This window comes from Janthinobacterium sp. GW458P, from assembly GCF_002127585.1.
GTDB lineage: Bacteria > Pseudomonadota > Gammaproteobacteria > Burkholderiales > Burkholderiaceae_D > Janthinobacterium.
Map to the genome: position 1 here is coordinate 217,981 of NZ_NEGZ01000001.1, position 15,316 is coordinate 233,296.

At 61.3% G+C, this 15,316-nt stretch carries 17 protein-coding genes; 9 read left to right on the forward strand and 8 right to left on the reverse strand.

Features of this window, described 5'->3' with window-relative positions; genetic code table 11:
• Nucleotides 1-27: 27 nt before the first annotated feature.
• Both CBW50_RS00920 and CBW50_RS00925 read left to right on the forward strand, forming a co-directional pair.
• Nucleotides 28-561: a YggT family protein gene (locus tag CBW50_RS00920; RefSeq protein ID WP_253251889.1), complete on the forward strand. Its 534-nt coding sequence runs from the start codon at nt 28-30 to the stop codon at nt 559-561.
• Nucleotides 551-862: a DUF167 domain-containing protein gene (locus CBW50_RS00925; RefSeq protein WP_216356295.1), complete on the forward strand. Its 312-nt coding sequence runs from the start codon at nt 551-553 to the stop codon at nt 860-862. Before CBW50_RS00920 ends, CBW50_RS00925 begins: the two co-directional genes overlap by 11 nt.
• Nucleotides 863-900: 38 nt before the next feature.
• On the opposite strand, the gene CBW50_RS00930 is transcribed toward CBW50_RS00925, so the two are convergent.
• The 8 genes from CBW50_RS00930 to CBW50_RS00965 all read right to left on the reverse strand — a co-directional run bounded on the left by CBW50_RS00930 (nt 901) and on the right by CBW50_RS00965 (nt 7,849).
• Complete coding sequence (locus CBW50_RS00930) at nt 901-1,839, reverse strand: carbohydrate kinase family protein (protein ID WP_086143757.1); 939 nt, start codon at nt 1,837-1,839, stop codon at nt 901-903.
• Between the two features lie 11 nt (nt 1,840-1,850).
• Nucleotides 1,851-3,098: a DUF3426 domain-containing protein gene (locus tag CBW50_RS00935; RefSeq protein WP_086143758.1), complete on the reverse strand. Its 1,248-nt coding sequence runs from the start codon at nt 3,096-3,098 to the stop codon at nt 1,851-1,853.
• Nucleotides 3,099-3,106: 8 nt separating this feature from the next.
• Entirely contained in the window at nt 3,107-4,051 is a 945-nt protein-coding gene (gene prmA, locus CBW50_RS00940; protein ID WP_086143759.1) for a 50S ribosomal protein L11 methyltransferase, read from the reverse strand.
• Complete coding sequence (accC, locus tag CBW50_RS00945) at nt 4,048-5,463, reverse strand: acetyl-CoA carboxylase biotin carboxylase subunit (protein WP_086137069.1); 1,416 nt, start codon at nt 5,461-5,463, stop codon at nt 4,048-4,050. Before accC ends, prmA begins: the two co-directional genes overlap by 4 nt.
• 101 nt (nt 5,464-5,564) lie before the next feature.
• Complete coding sequence (gene accB, locus CBW50_RS00950; RefSeq protein WP_070222155.1) at nt 5,565-6,029, reverse strand: acetyl-CoA carboxylase biotin carboxyl carrier protein; 465 nt, start codon at nt 6,027-6,029, stop codon at nt 5,565-5,567.
• A 90-nt stretch (nt 6,030-6,119) separates the two neighbouring features.
• A complete protein-coding gene (gene aroQ / locus CBW50_RS00955) occupies nt 6,120-6,557 on the reverse strand; it encodes a type II 3-dehydroquinate dehydratase (protein WP_086143760.1) in 438 nt (145 codons plus the stop codon).
• 82 nt (nt 6,558-6,639) lie between these two features.
• Nucleotides 6,640-7,191 carry a TlpA disulfide reductase family protein gene (locus tag CBW50_RS00960; protein ID WP_086143761.1) on the reverse strand — a complete coding sequence of 184 codons (552 nt, stop codon included), beginning with the start codon at nt 7,189-7,191 and terminating at the stop codon, nt 6,640-6,642.
• A 19-nt stretch (nt 7,192-7,210) separates the two neighbouring features.
• Nucleotides 7,211-7,849: a hypothetical protein gene (locus tag CBW50_RS00965; RefSeq protein ID WP_086143762.1), complete on the reverse strand. Its 639-nt coding sequence runs from the start codon at nt 7,847-7,849 to the stop codon at nt 7,211-7,213.
• A 147-nt stretch (nt 7,850-7,996) separates the two neighbouring features.
• Between CBW50_RS00965 and mpl the strand changes: the two genes are divergently transcribed.
• The 7 genes from mpl (at nt 7,997) to mtgA (ending at nt 15,208) form a co-directional block, all read left to right on the forward strand.
• A complete protein-coding gene (mpl, locus tag CBW50_RS00970) occupies nt 7,997-9,373 on the forward strand; it encodes a UDP-N-acetylmuramate:L-alanyl-gamma-D-glutamyl-meso-diaminopimelate ligase (RefSeq protein WP_086143763.1) in 1,377 nt (458 codons plus the stop codon).
• Nucleotides 9,370-9,954, forward strand: a complete 585-nt coding sequence (locus tag CBW50_RS00975; protein WP_086143764.1) for a YqiA/YcfP family alpha/beta fold hydrolase — start codon at nt 9,370-9,372, stop codon at nt 9,952-9,954. Before mpl ends, CBW50_RS00975 begins: the two co-directional genes overlap by 4 nt.
• Nucleotides 9,951-10,556 carry a chorismate lyase gene (locus tag CBW50_RS00980; protein ID WP_086143981.1) on the forward strand — a complete coding sequence of 202 codons (606 nt, stop codon included), beginning with the start codon at nt 9,951-9,953 and terminating at the stop codon, nt 10,554-10,556. Before CBW50_RS00975 ends, CBW50_RS00980 begins: the two co-directional genes overlap by 4 nt.
• A 2-nt stretch (nt 10,557-10,558) precedes the next feature.
• Nucleotides 10,559-12,646, forward strand: coding sequence for an RNB domain-containing ribonuclease (locus tag CBW50_RS00985; protein ID WP_086143765.1), 2,088 nt, complete (start codon nt 10,559-10,561; stop codon nt 12,644-12,646).
• A gap of 137 nt (nt 12,647-12,783) precedes the next feature.
• Complete coding sequence (locus CBW50_RS00990; protein WP_086143766.1) at nt 12,784-13,641, forward strand: energy transducer TonB; 858 nt, start codon at nt 12,784-12,786, stop codon at nt 13,639-13,641.
• Complete coding sequence (aroE, locus tag CBW50_RS00995; protein WP_086143767.1) at nt 13,638-14,480, forward strand: shikimate dehydrogenase; 843 nt, start codon at nt 13,638-13,640, stop codon at nt 14,478-14,480. Before CBW50_RS00990 ends, aroE begins: the two co-directional genes overlap by 4 nt.
• Nucleotides 14,477-15,208 (forward strand): monofunctional biosynthetic peptidoglycan transglycosylase, encoded by a 732-nt coding sequence (mtgA, locus tag CBW50_RS01000; RefSeq protein WP_086143768.1) that lies wholly within the window; start codon nt 14,477-14,479, stop codon nt 15,206-15,208. The genes aroE and mtgA overlap by 4 nt, the downstream gene beginning before the upstream one ends.
• The last annotated feature ends 108 nt before the right edge of the window (nt 15,209-15,316 follow it).

Sequence of the window (15,316 nt, forward strand, 5' to 3'; positions counted from 1 at the left end):
CAGCGGTTTTTTTTTGGAGAATTTGTCGTGCTGATCGTTATACTTACATTGATCGTTGATACCATTGCCACGCTGTTGGGCGGCGTCCTGCTGCTGCGCTTCTGGATGCAGGCGGTACGCGTGCGGCCGCCTTCGTCCGTGGCGCAATTCACCTTTCAATTGTCCGACTGGCTGGTACGTCCCCTGCGACGCGTGGTACCTGGCGTGGGCGGGTATGACTGGGCCAGCCTGATCGGCGCCTTCCTGATCGTCTTGCTGGCCAGCTCGGTCCTGTTTATTTCCGGCTATCCCGTCGGAGTGGTGCTGCTCAAGTCGCTGCAACGCTTCCTGCAATGGATACTCTACGGTTTCATGGCCTTGCTGATCATCGAAGCCATCTTCAGCTGGGTCAACCCGCATGCGCCGCTGGCGCCGTTCGTACGGGCCCTGAATGAGCCGCTGCTGCGTCCGATACGCAAAGTGGTGCCGCTGGTGGGCAGCCTGGACCTGTCGCTGCTGGTGGCCCTGATCGTGCTGCAGATCGCGCAAGTGCTGGTGGGGATGATTATTGTTGTCCGATAAACAAGACTGGTGTTCGGCATTGCCAGGCGGCATACGCCTGGCCGTGCAGATTGCCGCGAATGCGAAGAAAACGGAAGTGCTGGGCGTGCATGACGGCGCCCTGAAGATCAAGCTGCATGCGCAGCCTGTCGAAGGCAAGGCTAACCTGGCCTTGATCCGTTACCTGGCCGAGGCGCTGGGCGTACCGAAAAGCGCCGTGACATTGACGCACGGACACACCAATAAACGTAAATTGCTGGAAGTGGCGAAAGCGTCGCTGACGCCGGAGCTGGCGCAGCAGATATTGCTGGAAGGCAAGTGAGCCTGCCTGACACGAGTGTGCCAGGCAGGCCGGACTTATTAATAGCGGTAGCCGAACGCCGTTTCAAACTGGTCGGCGATGCTGGCCGGTGTAAACACATGGTTTTGCGCGCCTTGGGTGGCGATCTTGATGGCGCCGAGCAGGCTGGCCAGGCGGCCGCTGGTTTCCCAGCCCAGGTCGTTGGTGATGCCGAACAGCAAGCCAGCGCGGTAGGCGTCGCCGCAGCCGGTCGGGTCCAGTACTTCCTTGGCGGTCACGACAGGAATATCGATGCGCTTGCCGTCCGTATAGATTTCCGACCCCTTCTCGCCGCGCGTGACGATGAGCGCCTGCAGGCGGCTGGCGATGTCCGGCAGGGTCAAGCCTGTGCGTTCCATCAACATTTCCATTTCATAGTCGTTGGCCGACACATAAGTGGCTTTGTTGATGAAATCGATCAACTGTTCGCCATTAAAGCGTGGCAACTGTTGACCCGGATCAAACATGAAGGGGATGCCCAGCTCGGCCAGATCGGCGGCGTGCTTGAGCATGCCCTGGTCGCCGTCCGGCGAAATGATGGCCACCTTGGCCGGGCCCGCATTGGCCACCGGATTTTCATGCGCGTACGACATGGCGCCAGGGTGGAAGGCATTGATCTGGTTATTGTCGGCGTCGGCCGTGACGAAGCACTGCGCGTTGTAGCTGTCGGCCTTGATCAGGATGTTGGCGGTGGAAATGCCCAGCTTTTGCAGGCGTTCCAGGTAGGCGGCGCTATCTTGCCCCATGACGCCGACGATGCGCGGGTCGCCGCCCAGCATTTTCAGGCTGTAGGCGATATTGCCCGAGCAGCCGCCAAATTCCGTGCGCATGGTAGGCACGAGGAAAGAAACGTTCACCTTGTGCAATTGGTCGGCCAGCAGGGACTCGCCGAAGCGGCCCGGGAATTGCATGATGGTGTCGGTGGCGAGCGAGCCGCAGATCAACGATGTTTTGGTCATGATAGTGTGCTTTAAGGATAAAAGATGGCGATATGGTAGCCAGACGCCGTGAGCTGGTCTAATGCAAAGTACAGTTTGATGGTTTGTTCCGAGCGCGGCGCGAAACCCCGGGTCACGTCGATGCTGGACGGCAGGTAGTCGCGCGGCGCGATGACGCGGCGCAATACCGGCTTGTCGTCGCCGTCGTTGAGGGTCAGTTCGATGCTGGGCCAGGCTTGCACGCTGCGGCTCTGGTTGCGCAGCAGCGAGACATACGAAAACGTCTGTTCCTTCAGGGTTTGCAGTTCCCCCTGCTCGATGGCCAGCGCCTCGATTTGCGCCGGCAAGTCCACCTGGCAGCCACTGAGCTTGCACAGCGCCACCAGGGTGGGCTTCCACTGTGGAAACTGCGCCGCCAGCGGATTGCGGAAGGTGGTCATCACTTGCACTGATAGCAAGAATAGCAGCACCAGCGAGCCGATGGCCATGGCCACGCGCAAGGCCTTGCTGCTTTGTTCGCGGCGCCGGCCCCGGGTCACAAACGCCGGTTCATCCTCTGCCGGCGGCAACGGTGCCTCTGTTGTGCCGGTTTCCCCGGCCGGGTCTGGCACGGCGGCGGCGGGCGGCGGCGCGAACGATGGCTCGCTCAGGCTCGGCTCCTGTCGCGCGGGTGGCGGCACAGGCTTGTCCAGGCTGACTTTTTCCTGCACCGCCAGCGCAGGTGCATCGTCCGCGTCCAGGCCCGGTTCGCGGCGGCTGTCGCGCAAATACGTGGCAAAGGCAGGCGCGTCATCGACCTGGCGGCGCTTGAACGGCGCCATCGGCCGGGGCAAGGGAGCTTCGGGCGGCTCCGCCGGTATTTCTGCAGGGACTTCGAGAGGGGCGGCGGCAGGCGCGTCGGCCAGTACCTCGGCCGGCAGGCTGACGTCGAGGTCCAGTTCGATGTGTTCGTTATCGTCTGCGTCGCCCTTGAGCTGCGCCGTTTCCGGCAGGATGCCGAACGGGTCGAACGAGGTGTCGAAATCGAGGGAATAAATGGGTTCATCGTCCGTGACGGACGGCAGGCTGTTCTCAGCCGGGTACGCGGTGGAAAATGGAGCGGCAGGGCCAAGGCCGGACGTTAAAAACGGCGATGCCGCAGCTGGATCGACCAGTGCGGCATTGCCGTCAAAGACTTCCCTGCACGTGCCACAGCGCACGATGCCCCCACGTAACTTCAACTGGTCAGCAGCGACCCGAAATATCGTGTTGCAATGGGGGCATTTGGTGGCGAGTGCCATTGCTGTGCTTATGCACCTTCCGCGCGCGGCGCAGGGGCTTGCGTGGCGCCGAGGCGGCCATGCAGGGCCACCCAGCCGTCTTGCTCGGCCCACACAGCCAGCTGGATGAACGGTGCGTAGGCGGCGGCCACCTCTTCCGCCTGGCGTGCCAGCACGCCGGACAGGATCAGGGCGCCGCCGTCGGCGACACGGCCCGACAGCATCGGCGCCATCAGTTTCAAGGGGCTCGACAGGATGTTGGCGACGACGATATCAAACTTGGCCGTGGCGTGTGCCGAGGTGGCAAACGTGTCTGGCAAGAAATATTCGATGTCGCACTGGTTGCGCTCGGCATTGTCGCGCGCCGATTCGATCGCCTGCGGGTCGATATCGACGCCCGCCACCGTTTGCGCACCGAGTTTCTTGGCCACCATGGCCAGGATGCCGGAACCGCAACCGTAGTCGAGCACGGTCTTGCCTGGGGCGGGATGGGCTTCCAGCCATTCCATGCACAGGCGCGTGGTCGGATGGCTGCCCGTGCCGAAGGCCAGGCCCGGGTCCAGTTCCAGGATCAGACCGCTTGGGTCCGGTGCCTCGTGCCAGCTGGGCACGACCCAGATATTCTTGCCGATGTGAATCGGCGCGAATTGCGACTGGGTCAGACGCACCCAGTCCTGCTCTTCCACGGGGCGCACGGTAAATGCCGGTGCCTGCGCCATGCCGACCGCTTGCGCGGCAGCAGCCACGATGGCGGCCTGGTCGGCGTCGACGTCCGTCAGCGCCACCACGCGGCTGCGTTCCCACGCCGCTTCCTTCGGTTCCATGCCCGGTTCGCCAAACAACGGCTGCTCGGCTTCCGTGCCTTCATCGGCGTCTTCCACCGACACCGACAGGGCGCCCGCTTCCATCAGCGCGTCGGACATGGCCTCGGCGTTGTCACGGGCGATTTCGATGACGATTTCCGTCCAGCTCATGCGCCCGCCTTGATTTCGGATTTCTTGGCGATGCTGGGGCTGCCGCCATTGAGGTTCTTGCCCAGGTCCGGCATGTCGGCCAGTTTCTGTTCCAGATAGTGAATGTTGGTGCCGCCTTCGATGAAGCGCGCATCGATCATCAGCTCGCGGTGCAGGGCGATATTCGTGTTGATGCCTTCAACCACCATTTCGGACAGGGCGATCTGCATGCGGCGGATCGCTTGCTCGCGCGTGGCGCCGTAAGCGATCACTTTGCCGATCATCGAGTCGTAGTGCGGCGGCACGTAGTAACCGGCGTAGGCGTGCGAATCGACGCGGATGCCAGGACCGCCTGGTGCGTGCCACGACACGATCTTGCCCGGCGATGGCGTAAATTTGAACGGATCTTCCGCATTGATGCGGCACTCGACGGCGTGGCCCGACAGCATGACGTCGCGCTGGCGATAACGCAGTTTTTCGCCGGCGGCAATGCGGATCTGTTCTTGCACGATATCAATACCGGTGATCATTTCGGTGACCGGATGTTCCACTTGCACGCGGGTATTCATTTCAATGAAATAGAACTCGCCATTTTCGTACAGGAATTCAAACGTGCCGGCGCCGCGGTAGCCGATCTTGCGGCAGGCCTCAGCGCAACGGTCGCCGATTTTCTCGATGAGCTTGCGCGGGATGCCCGGCGCCGGTGCTTCTTCGATCACCTTTTGGTGGCGGCGCTGCATGGAGCAGTCGCGCTCGCCCAGCCAGACGGCGTTCTTGTGTTCGTCGGCAAGGATCTGGATTTCCACGTGGCGCGGATTTTCCAGGTACTTCTCCATATACACTTCAGGGTTGCCGAACGCCGTACCGGCTTCCGTCTTGGTCATCGCCACGGCGTTGATCAGGGCAGCTTCCGTGTGCACGACGCGCATGCCGCGTCCGCCACCGCCGCCGGCGGCCTTGATGATGACCGGATAGCCGATCTTGCGGGCAATTTGCACGATCGCTTTCGGATCGTCCGGCAACGCGCCTTCCGAACCGGGGACGCATGGGACGCCAGCCTTGATCATGGTTTGCTTGGCCGACACTTTGTCGCCCATCAAACGGATCGATTCGGAACGGGGACCGATGAAGACGAAGCCCGATTTCTCGACGCGTTCGGCGAAGTCGGCATTTTCCGACAGGAAACCATAGCCTGGGTGAATTGCTTGTGCATCCGTCACTTCAGCGGCGCTGATGATGGCGGGCATGTTCAGGTAGCTCAGGGCGGACTGTGCCGGCCCGATACAAACGGACTCATCGGCCAGCTTGACGTATTTTGCGTCCTTGTCGGCTTCGGAGTGGACTACAACCGTTTTAATGCCCATTTCGCGGCAGGCGCGCTGAATACGGAGGGCAATTTCACCACGGTTGGCAATCAGGATTTTTTCAAACATGGTAGGTTCGCGTATGTCTGTGAGAGCCGGCGAGCCGGCGAAACAACAAGTGTGAGGGGCTAAAACTGCAAACGGCCGTTGCCGGCCGTGTGGACTGGTTTTTAGCCGATCACAAACAAGGGTTGACCGAATTCGACCGGTTGGCCGTTTTCGACCAGAATCTGGGTCACGACACCGGCTTTGTCCGAGTCGATTTCATTGAGCAGCTTCATCGCTTCGATGATGCACAGGGTATCGCCTTCCTTGACGGTGGAACCGACTTCGACGTACGCGGCGCTGCCAGGAGCGGAGGAACGGTAGAAGGTGCCGACCATCGGCGACTTGACCACATAGCCTGTGGGCTCGGCGGCGACCACGACGGCAGGTGCCGCAGCGGGGGCGGCGGCTGGCGCGGCTGGCTGGTATTGGGCTTGCATGCCTTGCGGCTGCATCATGACCATCTGGTTTTGCGGCATGGCCGACGATTTGACGATGCGAACCTTGCTTTCGCCTTCGGTAACTTCCAGCTCTGCGATATCCGATTCGGCGACCAGGTCGATCAAGGTCTTGAGTTTTCGTAGATCCATGTAAAACCCCTAGGAATGTAGTTTGTTTTATGAGTGATGCGGTGATGTCCAGAACCTATCGCCGCGCTAAATGCGTGCAGATCGCGTAGATTAACGTTTTTTAAGCGCAAAGTCGATGGCAAACCGATATCCTTCGATACCCAGGCCGCAGATCGTCCCCTGCGCGATCGCGCTGAGAAATGAGTGATGTCGAAACGTTTCGCGTTGATAAATATTCGAGATATGGACTTCCACAAACGGAATGGCCACCCCGGCCAGCGCATCGCGCAAGGCGACGCTGGTATGGGTCAGGCCGCCCGGATTGATGACGATGGCATCGATCCCTTCCGCTCGCGCGGCATGGATGCGGTCGATCAGCGCGCCTTCATGGTTGCTTTGAAAGCAAGCCAGGCTGGCGCCGGCCGCCATGGCTTGCGCCACTGCTGCCTGTTCGATATCGGCCAAGGTGCTGGCGCCGTAGACCTCAGGCTCGCGCGTCCCCAGCAAATTCAGGTTGGGGCCGTTGAGCAGAAGGAGGTTTTTTGCCATGTATGGAAGACCGTTTTAGCGAAAGTTCCGCATTTTGCCGCCAAAGATACGCATTGGCAAGAGAAAAAAGCACGCTCCGAATTTACAAATTGTCCAGGTCGGCGCGCAACTGATCAAATTTCAAGCGTCCCAGATAGGTCTTTTTCACTTCGCCATCGGCGCCGATCAGCACCGTGAAGGGCAAGCCGCCCGTGGCATTGCCAAAATGGCGCGACAGGTCGGTGCCGCTCATGCCGGAGACGTAGACGGGATAAGCAATCTTGAACTTGCTGGCAAAGGTGGCAATATTGCTGGCCGAATCGATGCCGATGCCGATCACCTGCAGGTTTTTCGCCGCATAGTGGCCTTGCACCTCGGATAATTCCGGCATTTCTTCCACGCATGGCGGGCACCACGGCGCCCAGAAATTGACCAGCAGGTTCTTGCCTTTCCATTGTGACAAGGCTTGCGTGGTACCGGCCGCGTCCGGCAGCGACAGTGCATACAGTTCATTCACCGGCCCCGTCGCGCCCGGCGCGATGGTCGTTGTCAGGGGGCCTGCTTTTTCTTTCTCTTTATGCATGCCCACGTAGGCGCCCATGCCGCCGAACATCAGGGCAACGATGGCACAGGCTATCCAATTCTTTTTTGTCATAACTTTATCTATATCAATGTTAGTCAGCAGCCGGCGCGCCATCGGCGAGGCTGGCGGCCAGCAGGCTGCGCAGCCCGGCGATATCGGTGCGCAACACCTTGCCGTCGGCCTTGGCTTTCAGCGCGCCGCGCATGTCGTCGAGTTCATACATGGCCGCGTGCACGCCTTCGTTTTTCCACAAGAAACTGGCTGTCTCGACCGCATCATAACGCGCTCCCTTGAAATGGGGGCTTTCCGACATGTCGAGCGCGACATTTTTATTCAGCAGAAAGATGTGGATTTCCTTGGCGCTCTCGGCAAACAGCTGCAAATAGATCTCATCATGGGGCCCGGCCGTGCCGTTGAGGACGGGGCCGCTGAGCAGGGGATGAAATTGTTGCAACGCTTCCATCACCTGCAAGGCTATCGTGCGCAGCTGGAACAGGCGCGCCGGCTGGCTGTCGGCCAGGAACAGGGCATTGTATTGCCGCACCTGTTCTTCGATCATGTCGTTGTCAGGAAGGATGTTGGGCCGGTTCGGCGCGTCGCCCAGAACCTGCCGCGCCGCCTTGCGCTTGGCGCTGCCATAGTCGGCGCCGTCCTGCGCCACGAGGCGCGCGGCGGCGGCGGCGATTTCCAGGCGCACCAGCGCGCTATCGTCAAATGCATCAGTCGTCATGAGCGAGATGATACTCCGAAGCGGAAAAAACCATGGCGTCAGGTAAAATCCCATACTTGCCCATTTTAATTGCCCCACTTATTTTTTAACCGTGCACCTTCATGTGTACCTTGTACACCTTGAACGCGCACCTTTCGCACTGATCACATGCATATTCATATCCTCGGCATTTGCGGTACCTTCATGGGCGGCCTGGCCGTCCTGGCCAAGGAAGCCGGCCATAAAGTCACCGGTTGCGATGCCAACGTCTATCCGCCGATGAGCACCCAGCTGGAATCGCAGGGAATCGAACTGATCCAGGGCTTTGATCCCGAACAAACCAAGCTGAACCCGGATTTGTATGTGATTGGCAATGTGGTGTCGCGCGGCAATCCGCTGGTAGAAGAAATCCTCAACCGCAGCCTGCCGTATGTATCCGGCCCGCAGTGGATCGGCGAACATATATTACGCAACAAATGGGTGCTGGCCGTGGCCGGCACGCATGGCAAGACGACAACATCCGCCATGCTGGCCTGGATACTCGAAGACGCGGGCTACGCGCCGGGCTTCCTGATCGGCGGCGTGCCGATGAATTTCGGCATTTCCGCCCGCCTGAGCGGCAAAATCGACGGTAAAAGCGCCGATTCGGACTTCTTCGTCATCGAAGCGGACGAATATGACACGGCCTTCTTCGACAAGCGCAGCAAGTTCGTGCACTACCACGCGAAGACGGCCGTCATGAATAACCTCGAATACGATCACGCCGACATCTTCCCCGATCTGCATGCCATCGAGACGCAATTTCACCACCTGGTGCGCACGGTGCCAGGCATCGGCCGGCTCGTCTTCAACGGCGACGAAGCCTCGCTGCAGCGCGTGCTGGCGCGCGGCTGCTGGAGCGAAAAGGAAAGCTTTGGACAAGATGCCAACTGGCAATTGCAAGAGCAGGCCGACGGCAATTTCGATGTCTTGTTCAATGGCAAGCAGGAAGGTCATGTGGCGTGGGCTCTCACGGGCAAGCACAACCGCAGCAATGCGCTGGCCGCCATCGCCGCCGCGCGCCATGTGGGCGTGACGATCGCCCAGGCGTGCGCCTCGCTGGCTACGTTCGAGAGCGTCAAGCGCCGCATGGAAGTGCGCGGCGTCGTCAACAACATTACCGTGTACGACGATTTTGCCCACCACCCGACAGCCATTGCCACCACCGTCGGCGGCTTGCGCCAGAAGATAGGCAAGACGGGCCGCATCCTGGCCGTGCTGGAGCCGCGTTCGAACACCATGAAGCTGGGCGCCATGAAAGATGCGCTGCCGGGCAGCCTGAAGGACGCGGACCTGGTCTTCGGTTACGGCAGCCAGGCCGCGCTGGGCTGGAGCCTGGGCGAGGCGCTGGCACCGCTGGGCAAGATTGCCAGCGCGTATGAAGAAATCGACGTGCTGGTAGCCGCCGTGGCCGCTGGGGCCCGTCCCGGCGACCAGATCGTGGTCATGAGCAATGGCGGCTTTGGCGGCGTGCACCAGAAATTGCTGGAGGCGCTGGGCCGATGATTCTGTACCTGCATGGATTCCGCTCGTCGCCGCTGTCGATGAAGTCGCGCCTGCTGGCTGGGCAGATGCAGGCGCTGGGCCGCGAGGCGCAGTGGCTGTGCCCGCAATTGCCGGCCTCGCCGAAGCTGGCCATCGAGCTGGCCCTGGCATTAGTGAAAGACGTGGCGCGAGCCGACTTGACGATCATCGGCTCCTCGCTGGGCGGCTATTACGCCACCTGGCTGGCCGAGCAGCTTGGTTGTCGCGCCATATTGCTCAATCCCGCCATCGTGCCCCTGATCGACCTGGAGCAGCATGTGGGCGTGACGACCGAGTTCCATTCTGACAAGCCATTCGAGTTCAAGCGCGAGTATATGGACGAACTGGCTGCCTTTGCCGTAGAGAAAATTACTCACCCACAACGTTACTTCCTGATCGCCGCCACCGGCGATGAAGTGCTCGACTACCGCGACATGGTGGCGCATTATCAGGGCGCGCGCCAGCTCGTCATCGAGGGCAGCGATCACGGCATCAGCGAATTTGCCGATTATGTGGCGCCCGTGCTCGAATTTTGCGGCATCAGTACGGACCCGTGCCGGTGAGGCCGGGTTCGCTGCGGCAGGCGCAGTGGCATGCGCACGTCAACGCCGTCAATGCGCCGCCCGCCTTGCGTCACTGGCTGACGGGCGGCGGTTCGCTGACGGCCAAGCTGAAAGCGCATAGCCGGGCCTTTCGCGTGCAATGTTTACATCAGGAAACTGCGCGTTGCCTGAGCGACGAGGCGGCCAGCATCGGCCTGCACCGTCCGGGCCGGGTGTGGGAGCGCGAAGTGCTGCTGCGGTGTGATAATAGGCCGGCCGTGTTTGGCCATACCGTCGTGCCCATGCAGGCGACGGCCACGGACTGGCCCCTGTTTTCCGCGCTGGGCGAACGCTCGCTGGGCACGACCCTGTTCGGCGACCGCATGGTGCGCCGCGGTCCACTGGAGTTTGCCCGCTTGCGCGCCGGGCACCCGCTGGTGCAGCGGGCGCAGGCGGCGCTGGCGCTGGAGGGGACGCGCACCAGTGACAAGGCGCTGTTTTTTGCCAGGCGCTGCCTGTATCAGCGCCATCAAGGATTGCTGCTGGTAACGGAAGTATTTCTGCCGGCGGTGTTTGAGCTCACTCGCACCGTTGCAACCGACACATTAATAAACAAAGCATAACAATGAATCTATTTTTTGAAGAATCCGGCGATTTCAAGGTCGGCACGGTCCTGTCGCAAGCGGGCGAGGCTTACCAGGTCGAGATGGCCAGCGGCAAGCGCACCAAGGTCAAGATCAAGGATGTGCTGCTGCAGTATGAAAAGCCGGCCCCGGCCGAGCTGCTGGAGCAGGCCAAGAGCATTGCCGCCGAGATCGATCTCGATTTCCTGTGGGAAGTGGCGGGCGAAGACGAATTCGGCTTTGCCGAACTGGGCGCCGAGTATTTCGGCCATGCGCCGCTGCCTGCCGAGGCTGCCGGACTGATCCTCTCCCTGCATTCGGCGCCCGTGTATTTCTACAAGAAGGGCCGCGGCCGCTACAAGGCGGCGCCGGAAGCGTCGCTGAAGGCGGCCCTGGCTGGCATCGAAAAGAAGAAGCAGCAGGCGCTGGTGCAGGCAGGCTATGTGGACGAGCTGAAACAGAACCGCTTGCCCGCCTCGATGCAGCCCATGGTGCTGCAACTGCTGTTCAAGCCGGACAAGAACACCATCGAATACAAGGCGCTGGAAGCGGCGTGCACGGAATTGCACACGACGCCGGCGCGCCTGATGCTGGCCGTCGGTGGTATTGCTTCACCGAAAGATTTGCACCTGTCGAAATTCCTCTTCGAGAATTTCCCCAAGGGCGCCGGCTTCCCCAACGTGCCCGTACCGTCCGTGACGGCCAAGCTGCCGCTGGCCGACGTGGCCGCTTTCTCGATCGACGACGTGACCACCACCGAGATCGACGATGCCTTCTCCGTGCAGCCGCTGCCGGACGGCACCGTGAAAGTGGGTATTCACATTGCCGCGCCGGGCCTGGGCATCCGTCCGGAAGACGTGATCGACAAGATGGCGCGCCAGCGCATGTCCACCGTCTACATGCCGGGCGACAAGATCACCATGCTGCCGGACGAAATCGTCAATGCTTTCACGCTGGCCGAAGGCACGACGTGCCCGGCCCTGTCGCTGTACGCCACCCTGGACCCGAAAGCGGACTGGGCGGTAGTCAGTACGCAGACGCGCGCCGAACTGGTGCCGATCGCCAGCAATTTGCGCCATAACCAGCTCGATGACCTGGTCAACGAGGAAACCCTTGCCAGCGGCGAGGGAGAATACCCGCACAAGGCCGACTTCGCCATCCTGTGGCAATGGGCGCAGCAGCTGGAGCAGGGCCGCATGAAGAAGCGCGAAGCGTTTGGCTTGAAGCCGGAACAGAACAACCGCGTCGATTTCAACTTCTATGTGGAAAACGACATCGTTACCGTGGCGCGCCGCAAGCGTGGCGCGCCACTCGACAAGATCGTCGCCGAATTGATGATTTTTGCCAACAGTACCTGGGGCAAGATGCTGCACGACCACGGCGTGCCCGGCATCTACCGCAGCCAGGGCGGCGGCAGCGGCAATAGCTGGGCGGCAAAGATGCAGGTGCGCATGGTTACCCATGCGGCGCCGCACCAGGGCCTGGGCGTGGATCAGTACGCATGGAGCACCTCGCCCCTGCGCCGCTATACGGACCTGGTCAACCAGTGGCAAATCATCGCCTGCGCCGAGCATGGCGTGACGGCGCCCCTGGTGGCCCCGTTCAAGCCGCGCGACGCGAACCTGTTCGCCATCGTCTCGGCGTTCGACGCCGCCTATGCCGCGTATGGCGATTTCCAGTCGAACATGGAACGCTACTGGTGCCTGCGCTGGCTGCATCAGGAAAACGCGCGCCAGGTCGATGCTGTCGTGCTGAAAGATGAAATCCTGCGCCTGGTCGACATTCCGCTGGTCATCAAGCTGCCGGGCATGCCATCGGTGGCGCGCGGCGCCCAGGTGAAACTGGACTTGCTGCGCTGGGATGAAGTCGACCTGAGCATTGAAGCGCGCCTGCTGGAAATCGCCGCCGTGCCCGACGTGGCGGCCGACGCCGAGCTCGATTACGAGGAAGACGCGGGCGACGAAGGCGACGACGAGGGAGAAGTCGCGGCCGAAGCGTCGCCGCAAGCGGCGAACCAGGTCAGCGACGCCGACGCGGAAGTGGCGGAACTGGCCAGCGAAGACGTGGTCAGCGAGCCCGAGGTCAAGTAAGGCCGCGGGGCGGCGCGAAAAACGGGACTAAAACTGTTTCCAGCGCCGCCCTTTGACGTAGAATTCAGCCATCTTGTATCTTGTGCTTGTTGCGAACTGGGTTGCGCGTGAAGTCTTTCCGAGAGAATCGTTTCCTGATGATCGCCGTGGCGGTATCGCTGCTGGCGCACGGCGCCTTGCTGGCGATGCATTTTGTCGCCCCGGCCCCGCAGCGGGCCGTGGCCACGGATCCGGGCCTGGAAGTGATCCTCGTCAATGCCAAGCATGCGAACAAGCCGCTGAAGGCTGACGCGCTGGCGCAAGCCAGCCTCGATGGCGGTGGCCAGGCCGACAAGGGTCGCGCCAAATCTCCCTTGCCCGACATGCGCAAGGTGGAAGAGGGCGAGAGCGTCAAGGCCAGCGCCCGGCGCATCGCCGAACTCGAACAGAAACAGCAGGAGTTGCTGACGCAGGCGGCCAAACCGACGCCTTACAGTGCCGCGCCCGTCACGGAAAAGGACAAGCCCAATCCCCTGGCCAGCGGTTCGGACCTGATGGAAAGCAGCAAGGCCATCGCGCGCATGGCGGCCGAGATCAGCCAGACCGTGGAAGATCAGAACAAGCGTCCGCGCAAGACTTTCATTACGCCCAGCACGCAGGAAGTCGGCTATGCCATGTATTACAAGACCCTGCAAAAGCGCATCGAGGAAATCGGCACGCTGAATTTTCCGCAAAAGAATGGCCGCAAGATGTATGGCGAGCTGGTCGTGTACATTCCGATTTTCCAGGATGGCACGATTTACCAGAAAGAGGGCGGCGCCCGCGTCGAGCGCAGCTCCGGCAATCCCGCGCTGGATGCGGCTGCCCTGGCCATCGTGCGCCGCGCGGCGCCGTTTGGCCGTTTTCCACCGAATATGTTGTCGAGCGACAAGGATGACCTGTGGGTCGTCATCACCCGTTTCAAGTTTACCCGCGAAGAAAAAATGGAAGCTAACCTGACTGGCGGCAGCAATTGAGCAAGCAAAATATTAATCCTGATCAATATTGTGTATTTGGCAATCCCATTGCCCACAGCAAGTCACCCTTGATACACGCCGCGTTCGCCCTGCAAACGGGCGAGCCCATTGTCTATGAACGCCGGCTGGCGCCGCTCGACGGTTTTGCGCTGGCGGCCCGCAGCTTTGCGGCCGAAGGCGGCAAGGGCGCGAACGTGACGGTGCCCTTCAAACTCGATGCGTGCGCGCTGGCCACCGTCCTGACGCCGCGGGCTAGGGCCGCCGGCGCCGTCAATACCCTGCGTTTTGATGGAGACACCATTCTTGGCGATAATACCGATGGCGCCGGCCTGGTGGCGGACATCGTGCGCAACGCGGCTGTCGCCGTCGCCGGCAAGCGCGTCCTGTTGCTGGGGGCGGGCGGCGCGGCGCGCGGCGTGATCCTGCCCTTGCTGGAGCAGGGGCCGCAGGAAATCGTCATTGCCAACCGCACCGTGGCCACGGCCGAGGCGCTGGTGGCGCAGTTTGCCGATGCGCTGAGTCACCCGGAGCAGCTGCGCGCCGGCGGCTTCACGCAACCCGACGGCGTTTTCGATATCGTCATCAACGCCACCTCGGCCAGCCTGGCGGGCGACTTGCCGCCTGTGCCGCCCGGTATCTTCGGCCGCCGCACCCTGGCGCTGGACATGATGTATGGCGCCCAGCCCACCGTCTTCATGGACTTTGCCGCCCAACATGGCGCGCAGGTGCGCGACGGCCTGGGCATGCTGGTGGAGCAGGCGGCCGAAGCGTTTTACGTGTGGCGCGGCGTGCGGCCGCAGACGCGGGACCTGCTGGCGCAATTGCGGGGCAGCCTGTGAGCGGCGGCAAGAAGGGACAACGCAAGGGCGGCAGCGGCGGCCGCTACGGCTGGATCAAGTGGCTGTTCATCGTGCCCGTGCTGGCGTTTATCGTCGTACAACTGTATTTCTTCCTGCAAATCTGGTGGTGGGTCGACCATAACCCATCCAGTACGGCCTTCATGCGCGAGCAGTTATCCGTCTTGCAAGACAAGAATCCCAATGCCGCCATCCAGCAGATGTGGGTGCCGTACAACCGCATTTCGAATAATTTAAAGCGGGCCATCATCGCCTCGGAAGACGCGAATTTTTCCGAGCACGAAGGCGTGGACTGGGAGGCCTTGCAAAAGGCATATGAAAAAAACAGCAAAAAGCAGAAGGTCGTGGCCGGTGGTTCCACCATCACGCAGCAACTGGCGAAGAATCTGTTCCTGTCCGGTTCGCGCAGTTATGTGCGCAAGGGCCAGGAACTGATCATTACCTACATGCTGGAAAGCCTGATGGAGAAGCAGCGCATTTTCGAGATTTACCTGAATGTGGTGGAATTTGGCACGGGCATCTTCGGCGCCGAGGCGGCCGCCCGCCACTATTACCATGTGAGCGCGGCAAGCCTGAGCGCGGCGCAGGCGGCGAAACTGGCCGTGATGCTGCCGAATCCCCGTTTTTACGACCGTCACCGCGATACGGGTTACCTGAACCGGCGCACCAGTGTCATCCTGCGCCGCATGGGGGCGGCCGAACTGCCTTGACGCCAGCGGGTGCTGCTTTGCATAAGATTAAGCATGTCTAATTTGCACTATTGCGATGTGGCATCTTAATCGATCCCCTTGGTGCAGCGACACACAATTTCCGTGAAA